This is a genomic window from Roseobacter ponti, assembly GCF_012932215.1.
Lineage (GTDB): Bacteria > Pseudomonadota > Alphaproteobacteria > Rhodobacterales > Rhodobacteraceae > Roseobacter > Roseobacter ponti.
In genome coordinates this window covers 3,537,706-3,556,613 of record NZ_CP048788.1, presented here as the reverse complement: position 1 = coordinate 3,556,613, position 18,908 = coordinate 3,537,706, and the positions used below count along the sequence as shown (strand labels likewise).

Sequence of the window (18,908 nt, the reverse complement as noted above, 5' to 3'; positions counted from 1 at the left end):
CTGCCTCTTGAGCGCACCTCCACAGATGATACAACCGATGCAACTCTGAGGATCACAGCACCCGATGGCGGCCAGCACACCCGGAAAATCACCCGCAAAACAGGAGGAGCCCGCGGCACTGTCGCTGCGCGACCGGTTGATCAGCGGGCTGCTGATCGGCCTGATCCGCCTACTTGGCGTGCTGCCCTACCGGATTCGTGTGCCGATGATGGGCCGGATCGTCTCTCATATCGTGGGTCCGGTGATCGGCTACCGCCGCCGCGTGCGCGAAAATCTGACGATGATATTTCCTGAGATGCCTGCGGCCGAAAAGAACCGGCTGGCCCGTGCAGTGCCTGACCAGATCGGGCGCACGCTGGCGGAGCTCTTTTCCCCGGAAGATCTCAAGGCGACCGCCGCAGCCACACCGGTGACCGGCGCGGGTGTCGCAGCGCTGGATGCCGCGCGCGAGGCCGGACGCCCGGTTATCATCGTCTCGGGCCACATCGGCAATTACGACATCGCCCGCTCGATCCTGATCCGGCGTGGCCATAAGGTCGGCGGGCTGTATCGCAGCATGAACTACAAAGGCTTCAACGATTTCTACGTCTCGCGCATCAGCCAGGTGGGCACGCCACTCTTTCTGCGCGGGCGCCGGGGCATGGGCGAGATGGTGAAATTCCTCAAAGAGGGCAACGCGATTGCCCTGCTGATAGACCAGCACATGGGCGCGGGCGCACCGCTGAAGTTCTTCGGGCACACCGCATATACCGCCCTGTCGGCAGCAGAGCTGGCACTGCGCTATGACGCGCTGGTCGTGCCCTGCTATGGTATCCGCCAGCCCGACGGGATGAGCTTTGAGATGGTTATCGAAGAGCCGGTGCCGCACGGCACACCCGAAGAAATGACCCAGGCGCTGAACGACAGCCTTGAGGCACAGGTGCGTGCGCATATGGAGCAGTGGCTCTGGGTGCACCGCCGCTGGAAAGAACAGGAGGTAGACGCCCCATGAGCCTGAAGACATCATCTGCTGATATGGTCAGGGACGCCCGTGCCCGCATCAAAGAGGTGGAGACTGCCGATGCCATCGACATGCTGGGCCGCGAGGATGTGCAGTTCGTCGATCTGCGCGATGTGCGTGAGCGCGAGCGCTCAGGTTTTATCCCGGGCAGCTTTCATGCGCCGCGCGGCATGATCGAATTCTGGGTCGATCCTGACAGCCTTTATTTCAAGGATGTCTTTGCGCAGGATAAGAAGTTTGTTTTTCACTGTGCCTCGGGCTGGCGCTCGGCGCTGACAGTGGCCACGCTGCAGGACATGGGTTTTGAGGCGTCACACCTGAAAGAAGGTTTCTCCACCTGGGAGGCACAGGGCGGCCCGGTCGAAAAACCGGCACCACGCCGCTGAGATAATATGTGCACAGGCAGGCAGGCGGGCGCGGGCCGCGCCCGGGGCTTGCGCGCCGCCCGCGCCGGGGCGATAGTCTGCGCAAAACTGGAAACCGGGGAGATATAACATGTGGAAACTGATGTGCACCGCAGGTGTGATGACGGCACTGTTGACGGGCGGGGCGCTCGCGCAGTCCTGCAGCGACGGCAAAACAATCACTGACGGAAAGCTCACAATCGCCACCGGTAATCCGGCCTATTATCCCTGGGTCATGGATGACGCTCCGGAAAGCGGCAAAGGGTTCGAGGCCGCCGTTGCCTATGCGCTGGCGGGCGGGATGGGATTTGCCGCGGAGGATGTCGTCTGGACGCGGACGTCATTTGATCAGGCGATCCAGCCCGGTGACAAGGATTTCGACATCAACATGCAGCAGTTCTCGATCACTGAAGCGCGCGACAGGGTCGTTGATTTCTCCGAGCCCTATTACACAGCGCCCATGGCGGTTCTGGTGCGGGGCGGAGACGACCTGTCGCCGGCACTGGATCAGCTCAAGGCTCTCAAATGGGGTGTTGTGGCCTCAACCACGGCCCTGCCGGTCGTGACCGAAACGATCGCACCTGACAGCAGCCCGCTGATCTATGACGACAACGCTAATGTGGTCGAGGCGATGAAGGCCAACCAGATCGATGCGGCCCTCTTTGATCTGCCCACGGCGCTCTATCTCTCGGCTGTGGTGCTTGATGGTGGCCAGGTGCTGGGCCAGTTTGCCCCCGATGCGACCTCTGACCCGGATCATTTCGGCGCTCTGATGGTCGAGGGCAGCGCGCTGAAGGAATGCGTCGATGCCGCCCTGGGCGCTCTGAAATCCAGCGGTGCACTGGCGCAGATCGAGGCCGAGTGGCTGCAGGAAGCCACGGGCGTGCCGCTCATCCGCTGATCCGGCTTGAACCGCAGGCAGGCATATGAAGCAGCGGAGCGCCGCCGCGCGCTGAGCATTGCGGCTGTCAGCACGCTTGCCGTGCTCGCGGCCATTGTGCTGCTGGTGCCTCTCGCGCCCGGCTGGCCGGCAGTGCGCGCGAGCTTTTTCGACCCTGCGGTTTTCGCACAGACCTTCCCCACGCTGCTTCAGGCATTTCTCATCGATGTGATGATCTTTGCCTGGTCCGTGCCGCTCATCCTTGTGCTGGGGCTGGCGATTGCGCTGGCGCGCGGGGCGCGTCGTCCTGCATTCTTTCCGCTCCGGATTTTCGGCGCAGTCTATGTGGATGTCTTTCGCGGTGTGCCGGTGGTTCTGACCATCTATCTTATCGGTTTCGGTGTGCCGGGGCTCGGCCTGCCGCGGCCCTGGAATTCACCCTACATCTGGGGCACCGTGGCGCTGGTGCTGACCTACTCGGCCTATGTGGCCGAGGTGCTGCGCTCGGGCATCGAAAGCGTGCATGCAAGCCAGCGCAATGCCGCCATCTGTCTGGGTCTGAGCGAGCGGGATACCATGCGCTATGTGATCCTGCCCCAGGCGATCCGGCGCGTCGTGCCGGCGAATATGAACATGCTCGTGGCCCTGCAGAAGGACGTGGCGCTTTTGTCGTTTATCGGGCCGGTCGAGATCCTGCGTCAGGCCGGGATCTACAAGAGCTTGCTGGCCAATTTCACGCCCTATGTTGCAGCGGCGGTGATTTTCCTTATCGTGACGGTGCCTGCCACGCGCTATGCCGATTATCTGCTGAACCGGGACCGCGATGCCAGAAGCTAAGCTCTCCCTGCGCGGTGTCGAAAAGTCGTTCGGAGCCAATCAGGTGCTGCGCGGCATCGATATGGAGGTGACCGAGGGTGAGATGATCTGCCTCATCGGCGCTTCGGGGTCCGGCAAATCCACGCTGCTGCGCTGTATCAATCAGCTTGAACCCATCGACGAGGGCCGCGTGCTGCTTGACGGCCAGGACATCTCTGAGCCGGGGCTTGATCTCGGGCCCGTGCGGCGGCGGATCGGAATTGTCTTTCAGTCGTATAACCTCTTTCCGCATATGTCGGCGCTGGAGAACGTGACGCTGGCGCCGCGCCGGGTGTTACACGAAGAAGCCACAGCCCTGCAGGCGCGCGCCGCGACGCTGTTCGCGCGCTTTGGCCTCGCGGAGCATATGCTCAAATACCCTGATCAGCTCTCAGGCGGGCAACAGCAGCGCGTGGCGGTGATCCGGGCGCTGGCCATGCGGCCGGAGATTATGCTTTTTGATGAGATCACCGCCGCCCTTGATCCGGAACTCGTGGGCGAGGTGCTGGCGGTTCTGCGCCAGCTGCGCGAGGAGGGAATGACCATGCTGCTGGCCACCCACGAGATGGGCTTTGCGCGCGATCTGGCCGACCGGGTGTGTTTCATGGACGGCGGCGTGATCGTTGAAGAGGGTCCGCCTGAGCAGATTTTCTCGGCCCCGCAGGTGGCACGGACGCAGGCATTTCTTGCCTCGGTTCTGCGGCAATAAAGAGCAACCGCAGCCACCCCAAGGGCCGGAAGTAAGACGAAACCGTCGCGATACTTGACATATAATCTTTTCGGCGGGATTGTTTAATCTTACGCGCGACAAGTTTTAAGCGCCCTTTTGTAAATTCTCTTCGTGGTGATGCGCGCAGAGCTCCGAGGAAGGACAGACCCGGCCATGTCGAACCACAGGGTACGCAACATGGAGGAATTTGCCGCCATGAGCGGGCTGTCGCGGCCGACGGTCTCCAAATATTTCCACAATCCCGAAAGCGTACGCCCCACAACGCGCAAGCGGATTGAGGAAGCGCTGGCGAAATACGATTACCGTCCGAACGTCTTTGCGATGAACCAGAACCGCAAGCTGACACGCAATGTCGGCATTGTGGTGCCTTACCTCGCGGACCCGGTCTTTGGCGAATTTGCCCGCACGATTGAGCTGCGCTGCGTGGCGGCGGGCTACAGCCCCACAGTGTTCTCCGCGCATGGCGATGCGGATCACGAGGTGGCAGTGCTGGAATCGCTGCGCGCGCTGAAACCGGCGGGCGTGCTGATGGCGCCGCTGGGACGCGGATCGGATCACCGCGCGGTCGAGAAATTCTGTGCAGACGTGCCCACCGTGCTCTTTGACAGCGAACTGCGCGATCTGGGCGCGGCTTTTGTCGGCGCGGATAACCCGCAGTTCACAAGGCTGATGGTTGATTATCTGTGCCGCACCGGGGCTCCGCCGTGCTTTTTCGAGATGAAAACGCCGGCAAACCCTAACGCTGGAAAGCGCAGCAAAAGCTATGTGCAGACGATGGAAAAGCTTGGCCACACGCCCGAGATCATTCAGGCGACGGGCACCGGCTGGGGATTTGAAGAGATCGGCTATACCGAAGGGCTGCGTGCCTTTGAGGCCGGCGCCTTCACCTCCGACACAATTCTGTGCAGCAATGACAGGCTCGCCATCGGGCTGCTGACGGCCGCCTATGAGAAGGGCCTGCGGGTCGGACGGGGCGATGACTGTGCGATTCGCATCGCAGGCCAGGACGATCATCCCTTCTCGCGCTTTACCTGTCCGCCGCTGACGACGATTGCCCAGGACTTTGAGACAATCTCCCAACAGGCCTGCGAGCTTCTGGTGGCCGTGATAGAAGGCGCTGAAATACCACATGAAAAGCGCTTTATCGAAGGCAGGCTGGTGATGCGGGACTCCGCCTGAGTGCATGACAAAAATTTACGAGCGTAAAATTTTATGTTGACGCAACGTACAAAGTTTCACTAATCTGATCTCAGCATCCAACTTAGGGAGGACCAGGATGACTTTGAGAAACGCACTTTGTGCGGCTACTGCGCTCGGGCTTTTTGCCGGCGGCGCGATTGCCGAAACACTCACCATCGCAACAGTGAACAACGGCGACATGATCCGCATGCAGGGTCTGACCGACGATTTTACCGAAAAGACAGGCCACACCGTTGAGTGGGTCACACTTGAGGAAAACGTCCTGCGCCAGCGTGTCACAACAGACATCTCCACCAATGGCGGTGCCTTCGACATCATGACAATCGGCATGTATGAGACACCGATCTGGGCAGCCAACGACTGGCTCATTTCGCTGGATGATCTCTCCGACGAATACAACGCCGACGACATCCTGCCCGCCATGCGCGGTGGTCTGTCGCTGGACGGCACGCTTTATGCGGCACCGTTCTATGGCGAAAGCTCCATGGTGATGTACCGCACCGACCTGATGGAAGCCGCCGGCATGGAAATGCCCAAGGCCCCCACATGGGAATTCATCGGTGAGGCCGCACGTGCCATGACCGACAAAGAAAACGAAATCTACGGTATCTGCCTGCGCGGCAAAGCCGGCTGGGGTGAAAACGCCGCCTTCCTGACGGCGATGTCCAACTCCTTCGGTGCGCGCATCGTGGACGAGAACTGGGTTCCCCAGTACGACAGTGAAGCATGGTCGAACACGCTGAACTTCTACATCGACCTGATGAACGACGCGGGCCCTCCGGGCGCATCGACCAACGGTTTCAACGAAAACCTGTCGCTGTTCCAGCAGGGTAAATGCGGCATGTGGATCGACGCGACTGTTGCGGCGTCCTTCGTGACCAACCCCAACGACTCTACTGTGGCTGACAAGGTCGGCTTTGCACTGGCGCCTGACAATGGTCTGGGCAAACGCGCAAACTGGCTCTGGGCCTGGGCGCTGGCAATCCCTGCCGGCACACAGAAAGAGGCAGCTGCCAAAGAGTTCATCGAATGGGCAACAGGCACCGGCTACATCGAGCTGGTTGCTGAGAACGAAGGCTGGGCAAACGTACCTCCCGGCGCACGGACGTCTCTCTATGAGAACCCCAACTACAAAGAGGTTCCCTTCGCACAGATGACGCTCGACAGCATCCTGTCCGCTGATCCGAACAACCCGACAGTGGATCCGGTGCCTTACATCGGCGTTCAGTTCGCAGCCATCCCTGAGTGGGCCGGCATGGGTTCGGAAATCGGCCAGGAGTTCTCTGCAGCTCTCGCCGGTCAGCAGACAGCTGACGAAGCGCTCGCCAAAGCTCAGGCGATTGCCACCGACGTGATGGAATCCGCAGGCTACTAAGCGGACCTCCCGGACGGGGGGCTGGTCAAAGCCCGGCCCCCCGCACTACACTTTGATCTCCACAATACATCCGCAACAAAACGGCTTGTCCGTTAACGGGAGAGGTATATCCGATGGCCACGCAGCAATCCCGATCAGCGGCCAGATTTATGATGGCCCCCGCAGTGATCCTGCTTCTGGGCTGGATGCTGGTGCCCCTGATCATGACGCTGATCTTCTCGTTTAAAAAGTACCTGCCGATGCGCGGCGGCGACCTGGGCTGGGTTGGTTTCGATAACTATGTCCGGTTCGTGAGCTCCAGCGCTTTCTGGCCCTCCGTCATCACGACGCTTGTCATCGTGGGCGGTGTTCTCATCATCACAATTTTCTTCGGTGTCATTCTGGCACTGCTTCTTGACCAGCCGATGTGGGGGCAGGGCGTTGTCCGGATCCTCGTAATCGCGCCCTTCTTTGTGATGCCGACGGTTTCGGCACTGGTCTGGAAAAACATGTTCATGGACCCGGTGAACGGCCTCTTTGCGCATCTGTGGAAGTTTTTCGGTGCAGAGCCCGTGCAATGGCTCAGCCAGGCCTCGATGGAATCGATCGTGCTGATCGTGAGCTGGCAGTGGCTGCCTTTTGCAACGCTCATCCTGCTCACCGCCGTCCAGTCGCTCGACAGCGAGCAGCTTGAAGCGGCCGAGATGGACGGCGCACCGTTTCTAAAACGTTTCTGGTTTATCATCCTGCCGCATCTTGCACGCGCAATTACCATCGTGGTGCTCATCCAGACGATCTTCCTGCTGTCGATCTTTGCAGAGATATTCGTGACCACCGGTGGCGCATTCGGTACCAGAACACTGTCTTATCTGATCTTCCAGCGGGTGCTGGAAAGCCAGAACGTCGGGCTTGGCTCCGCGGGCGGTGTCTATGCAATCATTCTTGCCAATATCGTTGCCATCTTCCTGATGCGCATCGTCGGCAAAAACCTCGATAACTAGGGAGGAGCGGAAATGGCACGTGCTGTTACAAACAATCGCAAGGCGCTGAATACCGCCATCGCCTGGACGATCGGACTGCTGATCTTTTTCCCGATCCTCTGGACCATCCTGACCAGCTTCAAGACCGAAGCTCAGGCCATCAGCGACCCGCCGGTGTTTCTGTTCTTTGACTGGACGCTGGAAAACTACACGGTCGTGCAGGAGCGCTCTAACTACATGCGCTTTCTGTGGAACTCGGTCATAATCGCTGGCGGCTCCACGCTGCTGGGTGTGTTGATCGCGGTGCCGGCGGCCTGGTCGATGGCCTTTGTGCCCAGCAAGCGGACCAAAGACATCCTGCTCTGGATGCTCTCGACCAAAATGCTGCCGGCCGTCGGGGTGCTCTATCCGATCTACCTGATCTGTATTGAACTCGGCGTACTCGACTCGCGGCTTGCCCTGGTGGTCATCCTGATGCTCATCAACCTGCCGATCATCGTCTGGATGCTCTACACCTACTTCAAAGAGATCCCCGGCGAGATCCTGGAAGCCGCACGGATGGACGGTGCATCGCTCAAAGAGGAGATCCTCTATGTGCTGACACCGATGGCGGTTCCGGGCATTGCCTCGACGCTGCTGCTTAACTTCATCCTCGCCTGGAACGAAGCCTTCTGGACGCTGAACCTGACCGCGGCAAAAGCTGCCCCGCTCACGGCCTTCATCGCCAGCTACTCCAGCCCCGAAGGCCTGTTCTACGCCAAACTGTCGGCCGCCTCTACGATGGCAATCGCGCCGATCCTCATCCTTGGCTGGTTCAGCCAGAAACAACTTGTCCGCGGCCTGACGTTCGGCGCGGTGAAATAAGGACCAGGAACATGGGAAGCATTAAACTCGAAAAAGTGACCAAGAGCTTCGGCGACGTAGAGGTCATTCCACCGCTCGATCTGACAATCCATGACGGCGAATTCACCGTCTTTGTCGGCCCCTCGGGCTGCGGTAAATCCACTCTCCTGCGTCTGATTGCAGGGCTTGAGGACATCACCTCCGGTCAGATCAGCATCGACGGTAATGACGCGACCAACGTACCACCGGCCAAACGCGGCCTTGCGATGGTGTTTCAGTCCTATGCGCTTTATCCGCATATGTCTGTGCGCAAAAACATCGCCTTCCCGCTGCGGATGGCCAAAATGGATCAGGCCGAGATCGACCGTCGCGTTGACGGGGCCGCCAGCGTGCTGAACCTTGCCGACTATATCGACCGGCGTCCGGGCCAGCTCTCGGGTGGTCAGCGTCAGCGGGTTGCCATCGGCCGCGCCATTGTACGCGAGCCTTCGGCTTTCCTCTTTGACGAGCCGCTCTCCAACCTCGACGCGGCCCTCCGGGTCGGCATGCGCCTCGAAATCTCCGAGCTGCACAAACGGCTTGAGACCACGATGATCTATGTGACCCACGACCAGGTCGAAGCCATGACCATGGCCGACAAGATCGTGGTGCTGCGCGCAGGCCATATCGAACAGGTAGGCAGCCCGCTGGAACTCTATCACACCCCGCGCAACGCCTTTGTTGCCGGCTTCATCGGGTCTCCGAAAATGAACCTGATCGAAGGGGCAGAGGCCAGAAAACACGACGCGCATATGATCGGCGTGCGGCCCGAGCACATCAATGTCACCGACACCGGCGGCATGTGGGAAGGCACCGTTGGCGTGGCCGAGCATCTGGGCTCTGACACTTTCTTCCATATCCATGAGACGGGACTTGGCGAGACGATCACGGTGCGCGCACCGGGAGAGGTCAGTTACCGGCACGGCGACAAGATTCAGCTGACGCCGCGTGCGGATGTTATCCACCGTTTTGATGCGCAGGGTCTGCGGATCGCATGAAACGGCTGAGCGGCAAATCGGCACTGATCACAGGGGCGGCCCGGGGCATCGGGCTCGCCTTTGCGAAATCCTATGTCGCGGAAGGGGCCCGGGTGGCCATTGCCGACATCAACATAGACCGCGCGCGCGAGGCGGCAGCAGAGACCGGTGAGGCCGCGATCGCTGTTGAGATGGATGTGACAAGTCAGGTCAGTATCGACCGGGCCGTGTCTGAAACCGTTGAAGCCTTCGGACAGATCGACATCCTGATCAACAACGCGGCCCTTTTCACCGCAGCCCCGCTGTCAGAGATCGACCGGGCCGACTATGCCCGGGTGTTCGACATCAATGTGGGGGGCACGCTCTTTACCATGCAGGCGGTCGCACGGCACATGATTGATGCGGGCGTTAAGGGCCGCATCATCAACATGGCCAGCCAGGCCGGGCGCCGGGGCGAGCCGCTGGTGGCAGTCTATTGCGCCACCAAAGCCGCGGTCATCAGCCTGACACAGTCGGCGGGTCTTAATCTGATCGAACACGGGATCAATGTGAATGCCATTTCGCCCGGCGTGGTGGACGGCGAGCACTGGGACGGTGTGGATGCCTTCTTCGCGAAACACGAGGGCAAGGCGCCGGGGCAAAAGAAGAAAGAAGTGGCCGCATCGGTGCCGCACGGACGCATGGGCCGCGCGGAGGATCTGACCGGAATGGCGGTTTTTCTGGCAAGCGACGAGGCGGAGTACATCGTCGCGCAATGCTACAATGTGGACGGCGGACAGTGGATGAGCTGATGGCAGATGCTATGAACAAAACCGAACTCGTAAAGCTCAGCAATGCGCGCCTCGCAGAGGTGCCGGCAGCGGTTGGCCGCCCGGCCTATGACCGCAGCGCACTGACGCCTGGTATTGTGCACATCGGGCTTGGCAATTTTCACCGCGCGCATCAGGCATGGTATCTGCACCGGCTGATGCAGCAGGGCGACGCTCATGACTGGGCGATCATCGGTGCGGGCGTCCGTGCCCCCGATGCCGCACAGCGCGACCGGCTGCTGGCGCAGGATTGTCTCTGCACGCTGATCGAGCTTGACCCGACAGGCAAATCTGCCGAAATCACCGGTTCAATGATCGGATTCGTCCCGGTCCGGGAGGGCAATGGCCCGCTGATCGCGCAGATGAGTGACCCGGCCATCCGGATCGTGTCACTGACCGTGACCGAGGGCGGGTACTATGTGGATCCCGCCACCGGCGGCTTTGATGCAGCTCACCCCGATATCCTGCACGACGCGGCCAGCCCCGACACCCCGCGCACCGCCTTTGGCGCGATGATCGCGGCCCTGCGGGCGCGGCGCGATGCCGGCACCGGCCCCTTCACCGGGCAGAGCTGTGACAACCTGCAGAATAACGGCGCGATCCTGCGCCAGACGGTGGTATCACTGGCGCGGATGTCCGACCCGGATCTGGCGGTCTGGATTGACGATAACTGTACCTTCCCGAACTCTATGGTTGACTGCATCGTGCCTGCGACCGGCCCGTCCGAGATTGCGCTGGCTCATCAGTTCGGCATCGATGACGCGGCCCCGGTAACGCATGAAAACTACCGCCAGTGGGTGATTGAGGATGCTTTCTGCGCCGGGCGGCCGGCCTGGGAAAACGCCGGTGCAACGATCTCCGGCAATGTGCACGACTATGAGGTGATGAAGATTCGGATCCTCAACGGCGGCCATCAGGTCATCGCGGATCCCGCCGAAATCATTGGTGTCGAGACGATTGCAGGCGCCATGGCCCATCCGGTCATCCGTGCTTTTCTGCGACGCGTCGTGACCGATGAGATAGCACCACATGTAAAACCGGTGCCCGGGATCGACCCGCTGGCCTATCTCGATCTGATCGACGGGAGGTTTTCAAATCCTGAAATCCGGGACACCACCCGCCGCGTCGCCTTTGACGGCTCGAGCCGGCATCCCGGCTTCATCATGCCCTCAATCCGCGACGGGCTTGCGTCGGGCAGACCGGTCCCCGGCCTGGCGCTGGTGTCGGCGCTCTGGGCGCGCTACTGCACCGGGGTGCGCGAGGACGGCAGCCTGGTGGCACCAAACGATCCGAACTGGGAACTGCTGCAGCCCACGGCAGTCAAAGCGATGGAAAATCCGGCGCTCTGGCTCGGCATGCGCCAGTTTTACGGCGACCTGGGTGATAACGCCGGTTTTGCCAAAGAGTTCTCAGGCTGGCTCACGGCGCTGCACGCCGATGGCGTCGAGGCGACGCTGCGCTTTTATCTCGACAGCTGATGCTCCGCGTCGGCTGTTATGACAGAAAGCTGTCCACGGCGGCGGCAAGCACGTCCCAGTCGGTGAATTCGTAGTCCGCGACGCCCGCGTCATAGGGCCGGTCGCGCAGCACCACATGGCGGATCACCTGCATTGCGAAATAGTCGTAATGATTGTTGCGCACGGCACCCGGCACGAGCAGTTCCCGGTCGGGTTCAAACCCGGTGCGCATTTTCATTTCGGTGACATATTCGCCGGCCTCTTCGAGGCCTTCGGGAAATGCCGCACTCAGGCTGACGGAAATCAGCATCGTATCGAGACCGGCCAGTTCCTTACCGGCGGCACTCAGAAACGCCTCGAACGTGCGCGGGTGCCGCCTTTGATGCACGCTGGCCGCCAGGATCGCCGCATCCACCCCGTCAAAGGCAATGGTATCGGCTTCATCCGCATCAAAAAGGGCGATTTCGTCACCGCGCGCCCGTACCCGGTCCGCAATGAAGTTGACGATTTTTCCGGTCTGCCCTTCGACCGTCGCATAGATACAGTGAACTTTCACGACACACTCCTTTCACGATAAATCGTGGCTGCTCCCTGCCTGTGAAAGGGCAGAAAGTCTGCGTCCAGAATAGCCGGCGGCCGGCACCGCGTCTTTGTTTCAGGTCAATCAACGGACCTGTCCCGCAGTCTTGCAATCAGCAGCCATTTCTGAGAACACCGGCGCAGGTTTTAAGGGCGAGGCAGAGATGGACGATCTCAAGCAGAAATACCTGGGTCAGATCGCGGATGCGGCTGATGAGAACGCGCTGGAAGCGATCCGTCTGGGCGCTGTCGGCAAGAAGGGCGAGGTATCTCTGAAAATGCGCGAACTGGGGCGCATGACACCCGAAGAACGCCAGGTTGCAGGACCCGCTCTTAATGCGCTGAAAAACGAGATCAACTCTGCGCTGGCCGCGCGCAAAGCCGCGCTTTCGGATGCTGCCCTTGATGAGCGCCTGCGCACGGAGTGGCTCGATGTCACCCTGCCTGCGCGCCCGGGCCGGCAGGGCACGATCCACCCGGTGAGCCAGGTCACCGAAGAAGTGACCGCAATCTTTGGTGAGATGGGGTTTACTGTGGCCGAGGGTCCGCGTATCGACACCGACTGGTATAACTTCGATGCGCTGAACATTCCCGGACACCACCCGGCGCGTGCCGAGATGGACACCTTTTATATGGCCCGCGCGGACGGCGACGAACGGCCGCCGCATGTGCTGCGCACCCACACTTCTCCGGTGCAGATCCGCACCATGGAGGCGCAGGGCGCGCCGTTGCGTATCATCTGTCCGGGCGGCGTTTACCGCGCCGATTACGACCAGACGCATACCCCGATGTTCCACCAGATCGAGGGGCTCGCGATCGACAAAGACATCTCGATGGCCAATCTCAAATGGGTGCTGGAAGAGTTTTTCTCAGCCTTTTTCGGCATTGAAGGGATCAGGACGCGCTTTCGCGCCTCGCATTTTCCGTTCACCGAGCCGTCGGCAGAGGTGGATATCCAGTGTTCCTGGATCGACGGACAGCTGCGCATCGGTGAGGGCGACGACTGGCTTGAAGTGCTGGGTTCCGGCATGGTGCACCCCAATGTGCTCAAAGCCGGCGGTGTCGATCCGGATGTCTGGCAGGGCTTTGCCTTTGGCATGGGCATCGACCGGATCGCGATGCTGAAATACGGCATCCCCGATCTGCGCGCGTTTTTCGATTCCGATCTGCGCTGGCTGCGGCATTACGGATTTGCGAGCCTCGATCAGCCGACGCTGCACGGCGGTCTTCACCGCTGATACTGTCCCTCTTTGCGCGGCTTTTGTCGGTTTCTGACCCGCAGGCGCGGTCAGAGTGCGCGACGCTGATGTTATATCTTTAAGCGGGGTGCCTGAGATGACAAAACGTATCCTGATCGTCGACAACGACCCTGCGGTGATCAATGACCGCAAACGCCGGCTTTTCGGCGAGAGCACGGGTGAAGGATATGCCGCAGCGCTGCGCCGGATTGACCCTGGCTGTGCGATCGCCATCACGGCGCCCTATGACGGCGAAGACCTGCCTGATCTCACAGTCTTTGACGGCGCGGTTTTCACAGGTTCTGCCGTGGACTGGAGCACGGACGATGCGCGCGCGGAACCGCTGGCGGGTGCCATGCGCGCGGTCTTTGCCGCCGGGTTGCCGGCGCTGGGGTCGTGTAACGGAATGCAGCTGGCAGCCTCGGTACTGGGCGGCAGATCGCAGGCCTCGCCCAACGGGCGCGAGGACGGGCTCGCGGTGGATATCCGTCTGACCGAAGCCGGGCGACGGCACCCGATGATGGCGGGCCGCGAGGACGGTTTCGCCGTGCCCTGTGTGCACCGCGACGAGGTCGCCCTGCTGCCTGACGGCGCCGTTCTGCTTGCCGGTAACCGCCATTCGCCGGTGCAGGCCATGGCTTTTGAACGCGACGGTATCCGTTTCTGGGGTGTTCAGTATCATCCGGAATATACCCTTCCCTTCATCGGAAAACGGGTGCTCGACTGGGAACGCCTGCCTGTGGAGACCGCCGCCGACCTGCAGATCGCGCATGAAGACCCGGCTGCCGCACAACGCCTTGGCGTGCGGTATTCAGACATGCAGGATACCGCGCGCCTAACGGAATTACGCAACTGGATGGCGCAGCTCTGAACTCTCATAATCTTGTGAGGTGACAACACCTTGCTGACCGCTAAGGTGCGGGACATGAAGATTTTTCTCCCCCTCATCCTCGCCACCCTTCTGACCCCGTTCTCTGCCCTTGCCATGGGTCCCTGGCAGGACGCGTGCACCGGGCAGACCCCCTGTGAGATCGGCGCACGCAGCTATCACGTGCTGCCCCCCGACGGCTGGGACGGTGAGACGCGCATGCCGGTGCTGCTGCATTTTCATGGCTGGCAACGGCAGGGCACCCTCATCGTACGCCACCAGCGGATCGCGAGCGCCACCCGGCGGCGGGGCGTGCTGCTCGTGGCGCCCAACGGGATGAACCGCAGCTGGGATTTCCGGCGCGCGGGTTCCCCGGATGTCGCTTTTGCCCGCGCGGTGCTGGAGGAGGTGCGCGAGACCTGGCCCGTGATCGACAGTCAGATTTATGTCTCGGGCTATTCCTGGGGCAGCAATATGGCCTGGCGCTTCGCCTGCGAGGACGGGGAGGATATCGCGGCCCTGCTGGCGATTTCCGGCACGCTGCCGCAGAGCGGGAACTGCACCACAGCACCAGGCGAGGTGCGCCAGGTTTACGGTCTCAACGATGAAGTGCTGGATTTCCCCTACGGTCCGGGTGGCGATACGGAATACCCGGTCGCACTCTGGCGCGCGAAAATGGGATGTGGTGCGGGAAGGGTGCAGGAGCCCTGGAACGCACGCGATTTTCTCACCTTTCAACGCACGACCTGGGCGTGTGACAGCGGCCGGGTAAGCCTCGATATACACCCCGGCGGGCACTTCATCCCGCACGGCTGGATCGCGCGGCAGCTTGACGAGATGATGGGCCTGCCGCCGTCCTACCCCTGACCCGGCCGCAATGCTCAGCAATGGCTTTTCCCCCGGCCCGCTTTGGTCTATCACGGCGCTCACATTCAAAGACCCGGCGGACCCCTCATGAAATTCACGCTTTCCTGGCTCAAAGACCATCTCGAGACAAAGGCCACGCTCGATGAGATCCTCTATGCCCTGACCGACCTTGGCCTCGAGGTCGAAGGTGTCGAGGACCGTGCCGCGCGTCTGAAAGACTTTACGCTGGGCTATGTGGCCTCGGCCGAAAAACACCCTGATGCCGACCGGCTGCGGGTCTGCCAGGTGGACACGGACGAGGGGCAGAAGCAGATCATCTGCGGCGCGCCCAACGCGCGCGAGGGCATCACCGTCGTAATCGCCAAACCCGGCGTTTACGTGCCAGGGATCGATACGACCATCGGCGTCGGCAAAATCCGTGGGATCGAGAGCTTTGGCATGATGGCCTCAGAGCGCGAGCTCGAGCTCAGCGAGGAGCATGACGGGATCATTGAACTGCCCTCGGGCGAAGTGGGGCAATCTTTCGTGGACTGGCTTGCTGAAAACGACCCCGCCAAAGTAGACCCGGTGATCGAGATTGCGATCACGCCCAACCGCCCCGATGCGCTGGGTGTGCGCGGCATTGCCCGTGACCTTGCGGCCCGTGGTCTGGGCAAGCTCAAAAAGCGTGACGTTGATGCGGTGCCCGGTGCCTTTGCCTGCCCGGTCAGTGTCACCATCGACGGAGATACACTGGACCAGTGCCCGGTCTTCTTCGGGCGGGTCATCAGAGGCGTGACAAACGGGCCGAGCCCGCAGTGGCTGCAGGATTGCCTGCGCGCCATCGGACTGCGCCCGATCAGCTTTCTCGTCGATGTGACGAATTTCTTCACCTATGACCGCAACCGCCCGCTGCACGTGTTCGATGCTGACAAAATCGCCGGCAATGCCCTGCGCGTGCATCGCGCGAAAGGGGGCGAGACGCTCACCGGGCTGGATGAAAAAGAATACATCTTTGAGGAAGGCATGACGCTGATCTCTGATGAGAATGGCGTGGAAAGCATCGGCGGCGTGATGGGCGGAATGGCGTCGGGCTGCACCGAAGAGACGGTGAATGTCTTTCTCGAAGCCGCCTATTTCGATCCGGTGCGCACCGCCTACACGGGCCGCGCGCTGAAGATAAACTCGGATGCACGTTATCGGTTTGAGCGGGGCATCGATCCCGCATGGACGCCCTACGGGATTGAGCACGCAACGCGTATGATCCTGGATCACGCGGGCGGTGAGGCGTCTGAGGTGATCGTGGCGGGCAAAATCCCCGACACCGACCGCGCCTACCGGCTGGACGCGGCGCGAGTACGTTCGCTTGTGGGCATGGACATCCCCGAAAGCGAGCAGCGCCAGACGCTGACCTCTCTGGGTTTCATCCTTGAGGGCAACATGGCGCATGTGCCGAGCTGGCGCCCGGATGTGCAGGGCGAGGCCGATCTGGTCGAAGAGGTGGCGCGCATCGCATCTCTTACCAAACTCAAAGGCAAGCCGCTCAAGCGCCTCACCGAAGGCGTGCCGAAACCGATCCTCTCACCGATGCAGCGCCGTGAGGCAATCGCCCGGCGGACCTGCGCGGCACTGGGCTACAACGAATGTGTCAGCTACAGCTTCATAGATCAGGCCTCGGCGGCACTCTTCGGCGGCGGCGATGATGCGACCCGCCTTGAGAACCCGATCAGCAGTGATCTGAGCCACATGAGGCCCGCCCTGCTGCCCGGTCTGCTGCAGGCCGCGGCGCGCAATCAGGCGCGGGGCTTTGCCGATATGGCGCTTTTCGAGGTGGGCCCGGGCTTTCACGGCGGGGAGCCGGGAGAGCAGCACCTGCTGGTTTCCGCACTGCTGGTGGGCCGGACAGGGCCAAAGGACGTGCACGGTGCCTCGCGCGCGGTCGATGTCTTCGACGTCAAGGCAGATGCCGAAGCTGTTCTGGCCGCGATGGGTGCACCTGCGAAGGTGCAGATCATGCGCACAGGCCGCGACTGGTGGCACCCGGGCCGTCACGGGGTGATCTGCCTCGGCCCGAAAAAGGTGCTGGGCGTCTTCGGTGAAGTACACCCGCGCGTGCTGGAGGCGATGGAAGTAAAGGGCCCGGCGATGGCCTTCACCCTCTGGCCTGCCGAGATCCCCCTGCCGCGCAAAGCAGGAGCCACCCGCGCAGCGCTTGCCATCAGCGATCTGCAGGCTGTCGAACGCGATTTCGCCTTTGTGGTGGAAGCGCAGACCGAGGCGCTTACATTGATCAATGCCGCCATGGGGGCGGATAAAGCGCTGATTGAGGATGTGCGGGTCTTTGACGAGTTCGTCGGAGGCAGCCTTGGCGAAAACCGGAAATCCCTGGCGATCACGGTGCGGATGCAGCCGAAAGATCAGACGCTGACCGAAAAAGACATCGAAGCCGTCAGTGCGAAGGTCATCGAGAAAGTGACCAAAGCCACGGGCGGCACATTGCGCGGCTGACGCAATCGTCGCAGCGCAGCAGAAGGAGACGATACCATGACGCTCAGAGTTTATCTGTCCGGAGAAATTCACACTGACTGGCGCGAGCAGATCACCAGCGGTGCTGCCGATCTGGATGTCAGCTTTGACAGCCCGGTGACCGATCACGACGCAAGCGACGACTGCGGCGTGGCCATTCTGGGGGCTGAGGACAACAAATACTGGCACGACCACAAAGGTGCTATGGTCAACGCAATCCGCACCCGCAAGGGAATAGAAGACGCTGATATCGTCGTGGTGCGGTTCGGCGATCAGTACAAACAGTGGAACGCGGCCTTTGACGCGGGCATGGCCTCGGCGCTCGGCAAATCGCTCATTATCCTGCACGGCCCGCAGCACGCGCATCCGCTGAAAGAGGTTGATGCCGCAGCCCTCGCTGTGGCTGAAGAACCCTCACAGGTGGTCGAAATCCTGCGCTACGTGCTGACCGGCAAGCTACCCGGCTGAACTCTGTCGATATGGGACGAAAAAAACCGGCGTGCTGTCATGGCCCGCCGGTTTATCATTTTGTCGTGCGCCTCAGGCGCGCGCCCGGAGCGGCGAATTTACGCCGGTGTGCGGGGCGGGATGTTCTTGGCTTTTTCCACGGTCGGACGGGCATAGAACCGGTCGCGATAGGCTACAACGTTTTTGAAGCTCTCGTACTCCACGGCCTCTTTCGCGCCATAGAAATCCAGCGCGTTGATCCAGGGTGCTATCGCGATATCGGCAATAGAGAAGTCACCGGCGATCCACTCTTTGTCTTCCAGCACACCATCGAGTACGCCCAGCAGGCGTTTCGCCTCACCGATGTAGCGTTGCTGCGGGCGTTTGTCCTCATACTCGGAGCCTGCGAATTTGTAAAAGAACCCAAGCTGTCCCAGCATCGGACCGAGGCCACCCATCTGAAACATAAGCCACTGAATGATATGGGCTTTCTCGGCAGGCGTGTTGCCGATGAGCTTGCCGGATTTCTCCGCGAGGTAAATCAGAATCGCGCCGCTTTCAAAAAGCTGCAACGGTGTGCCGCCCGGCCCGTCAGGGTCAATGATCGCAGGGATCTTATTGTTCGGGTTCAGCGACAGGAACTCGGGGCTTTTCACATCCGCGTCCGAGAGCGTCACCGTGTGCGCCTCATAAGGGATGCCCATCTCTTCGAGAGCGATTGAGACTTTCACGCCGTTCGGGGTCGGAAAAGAGTAAAGCTGCAGCACTGAAGGGTCTTTTGCGGGCCACTTGTCGTTGATCGGAAAGGCGGAAAGGTCGGCCATTATGGCATCTCCTGTTGAGTGGTTACGGGGTAAACCTAGGATCGTTTCCCCG

At 61.1% G+C, this 18,908-nt stretch carries 19 protein-coding genes; 17 read left to right on the top strand and 2 right to left on the bottom strand.

Features of this window, described 5'->3' with window-relative positions; genetic code table 11:
- Positions 1–64 precede the first annotated feature (64 nt).
- The 12 genes from G3256_RS17060 to G3256_RS17005 all read left to right on the top strand — a co-directional run bounded on the left by G3256_RS17060 (position 65) and on the right by G3256_RS17005 (position 11,549).
- Positions 65–991, top strand: coding sequence for a lysophospholipid acyltransferase family protein (locus G3256_RS17060; RefSeq protein WP_169641966.1), 927 nt, complete (start codon positions 65–67; stop codon positions 989–991).
- A complete protein-coding gene (locus G3256_RS17055) occupies positions 988–1,386 on the top strand; it encodes a rhodanese-like domain-containing protein (RefSeq protein ID WP_169641965.1) in 399 nt (132 codons plus the stop codon). The genes G3256_RS17060 and G3256_RS17055 overlap by 4 nt, the downstream gene beginning before the upstream one ends.
- A 109-nt stretch (positions 1,387–1,495) precedes the next feature.
- Positions 1,496–2,305, top strand: coding sequence for an ABC transporter substrate-binding protein (locus tag G3256_RS17050; RefSeq protein WP_169641964.1), 810 nt, complete (start codon positions 1,496–1,498; stop codon positions 2,303–2,305).
- Between the two features lie 6 nt (positions 2,306–2,311).
- A complete protein-coding gene (locus tag G3256_RS17045; RefSeq protein WP_169641963.1) occupies positions 2,312–3,121 on the top strand; it encodes an amino acid ABC transporter permease in 810 nt (269 codons plus the stop codon).
- Positions 3,108–3,848, top strand: a complete 741-nt coding sequence (locus tag G3256_RS17040) for an amino acid ABC transporter ATP-binding protein (RefSeq protein WP_169641962.1) — start codon at positions 3,108–3,110, stop codon at positions 3,846–3,848. The genes G3256_RS17045 and G3256_RS17040 overlap by 14 nt, the downstream gene beginning before the upstream one ends.
- Positions 3,849–4,022: 174 nt before the next feature.
- Positions 4,023–5,048, top strand: coding sequence for a LacI family DNA-binding transcriptional regulator (locus tag G3256_RS17035; protein WP_169641961.1), 1,026 nt, complete (start codon positions 4,023–4,025; stop codon positions 5,046–5,048).
- A gap of 97 nt (positions 5,049–5,145) precedes the next feature.
- Positions 5,146–6,444 carry an ABC transporter substrate-binding protein gene (locus G3256_RS17030; RefSeq protein WP_169641960.1) on the top strand — a complete coding sequence of 433 codons (1,299 nt, stop codon included), beginning with the start codon at positions 5,146–5,148 and terminating at the stop codon, positions 6,442–6,444.
- Positions 6,445–6,557: 113 nt separating this feature from the next.
- On the top strand, positions 6,558–7,424 hold the full coding sequence (locus G3256_RS17025; RefSeq protein WP_169641959.1) for a carbohydrate ABC transporter permease: 867 nt from the start codon (positions 6,558–6,560) through the stop codon (positions 7,422–7,424).
- Positions 7,425–7,436: 12 nt separating this feature from the next.
- Positions 7,437–8,267: a carbohydrate ABC transporter permease gene (locus G3256_RS17020; RefSeq protein WP_169641958.1), complete on the top strand. Its 831-nt coding sequence runs from the start codon at positions 7,437–7,439 to the stop codon at positions 8,265–8,267.
- Positions 8,268–8,278: 11 nt separating this feature from the next.
- Complete coding sequence (locus G3256_RS17015) at positions 8,279–9,283, top strand: ABC transporter ATP-binding protein (RefSeq protein WP_169641957.1); 1,005 nt, start codon at positions 8,279–8,281, stop codon at positions 9,281–9,283.
- Positions 9,280–10,053 (top strand): L-iditol 2-dehydrogenase, encoded by a 774-nt coding sequence (locus G3256_RS17010; protein ID WP_169641956.1) that lies wholly within the window; start codon positions 9,280–9,282, stop codon positions 10,051–10,053. Before G3256_RS17015 ends, G3256_RS17010 begins: the two co-directional genes overlap by 4 nt.
- A complete protein-coding gene (locus tag G3256_RS17005; RefSeq protein WP_246227671.1) occupies positions 10,053–11,549 on the top strand; it encodes a mannitol dehydrogenase family protein in 1,497 nt (498 codons plus the stop codon). Before G3256_RS17010 ends, G3256_RS17005 begins: the two co-directional genes overlap by 1 nt.
- A 16-nt stretch (positions 11,550–11,565) precedes the next feature.
- Here G3256_RS17005 and G3256_RS17000 read toward each other — a convergent pair whose 3' ends face one another.
- Positions 11,566–12,084, bottom strand: coding sequence for a flavodoxin domain-containing protein (locus G3256_RS17000; RefSeq protein ID WP_169641955.1), 519 nt, complete (start codon positions 12,082–12,084; stop codon positions 11,566–11,568).
- Between the two features lie 187 nt (positions 12,085–12,271).
- On the opposite strand from G3256_RS17000, the gene pheS reads away from it, so the two are divergent.
- The 5 genes from pheS to G3256_RS16975 all read left to right on the top strand — a co-directional run bounded on the left by pheS (position 12,272) and on the right by G3256_RS16975 (position 18,053).
- A complete protein-coding gene (gene pheS, locus G3256_RS16995) occupies positions 12,272–13,345 on the top strand; it encodes a phenylalanine--tRNA ligase subunit alpha (protein ID WP_169641954.1) in 1,074 nt (357 codons plus the stop codon).
- Between the two features lie 97 nt (positions 13,346–13,442).
- Positions 13,443–14,216: a type 1 glutamine amidotransferase gene (locus tag G3256_RS16990; RefSeq protein ID WP_169641953.1), complete on the top strand. Its 774-nt coding sequence runs from the start codon at positions 13,443–13,445 to the stop codon at positions 14,214–14,216.
- Positions 14,217–14,270: 54 nt separating this feature from the next.
- Positions 14,271–15,080 (top strand): CE1 family esterase, encoded by an 810-nt coding sequence (locus tag G3256_RS16985; protein ID WP_169641952.1) that lies wholly within the window; start codon positions 14,271–14,273, stop codon positions 15,078–15,080.
- 87 nt (positions 15,081–15,167) lie between these two features.
- Positions 15,168–17,567, top strand: a complete 2,400-nt coding sequence (gene pheT, locus G3256_RS16980) for a phenylalanine--tRNA ligase subunit beta (RefSeq protein ID WP_169641951.1) — start codon at positions 15,168–15,170, stop codon at positions 17,565–17,567.
- A gap of 36 nt (positions 17,568–17,603) precedes the next feature.
- A complete protein-coding gene (locus G3256_RS16975; RefSeq protein ID WP_169641950.1) occupies positions 17,604–18,053 on the top strand; it encodes a YtoQ family protein in 450 nt (149 codons plus the stop codon).
- Positions 18,054–18,151: 98 nt separating this feature from the next.
- Here the strand turns inward: G3256_RS16975 and G3256_RS16970 are convergent, their stop codons facing one another.
- A complete protein-coding gene (locus G3256_RS16970) occupies positions 18,152–18,856 on the bottom strand; it encodes a glutathione S-transferase family protein (protein ID WP_169641949.1) in 705 nt (234 codons plus the stop codon).
- Positions 18,857–18,908 lie beyond the last annotated feature (52 nt).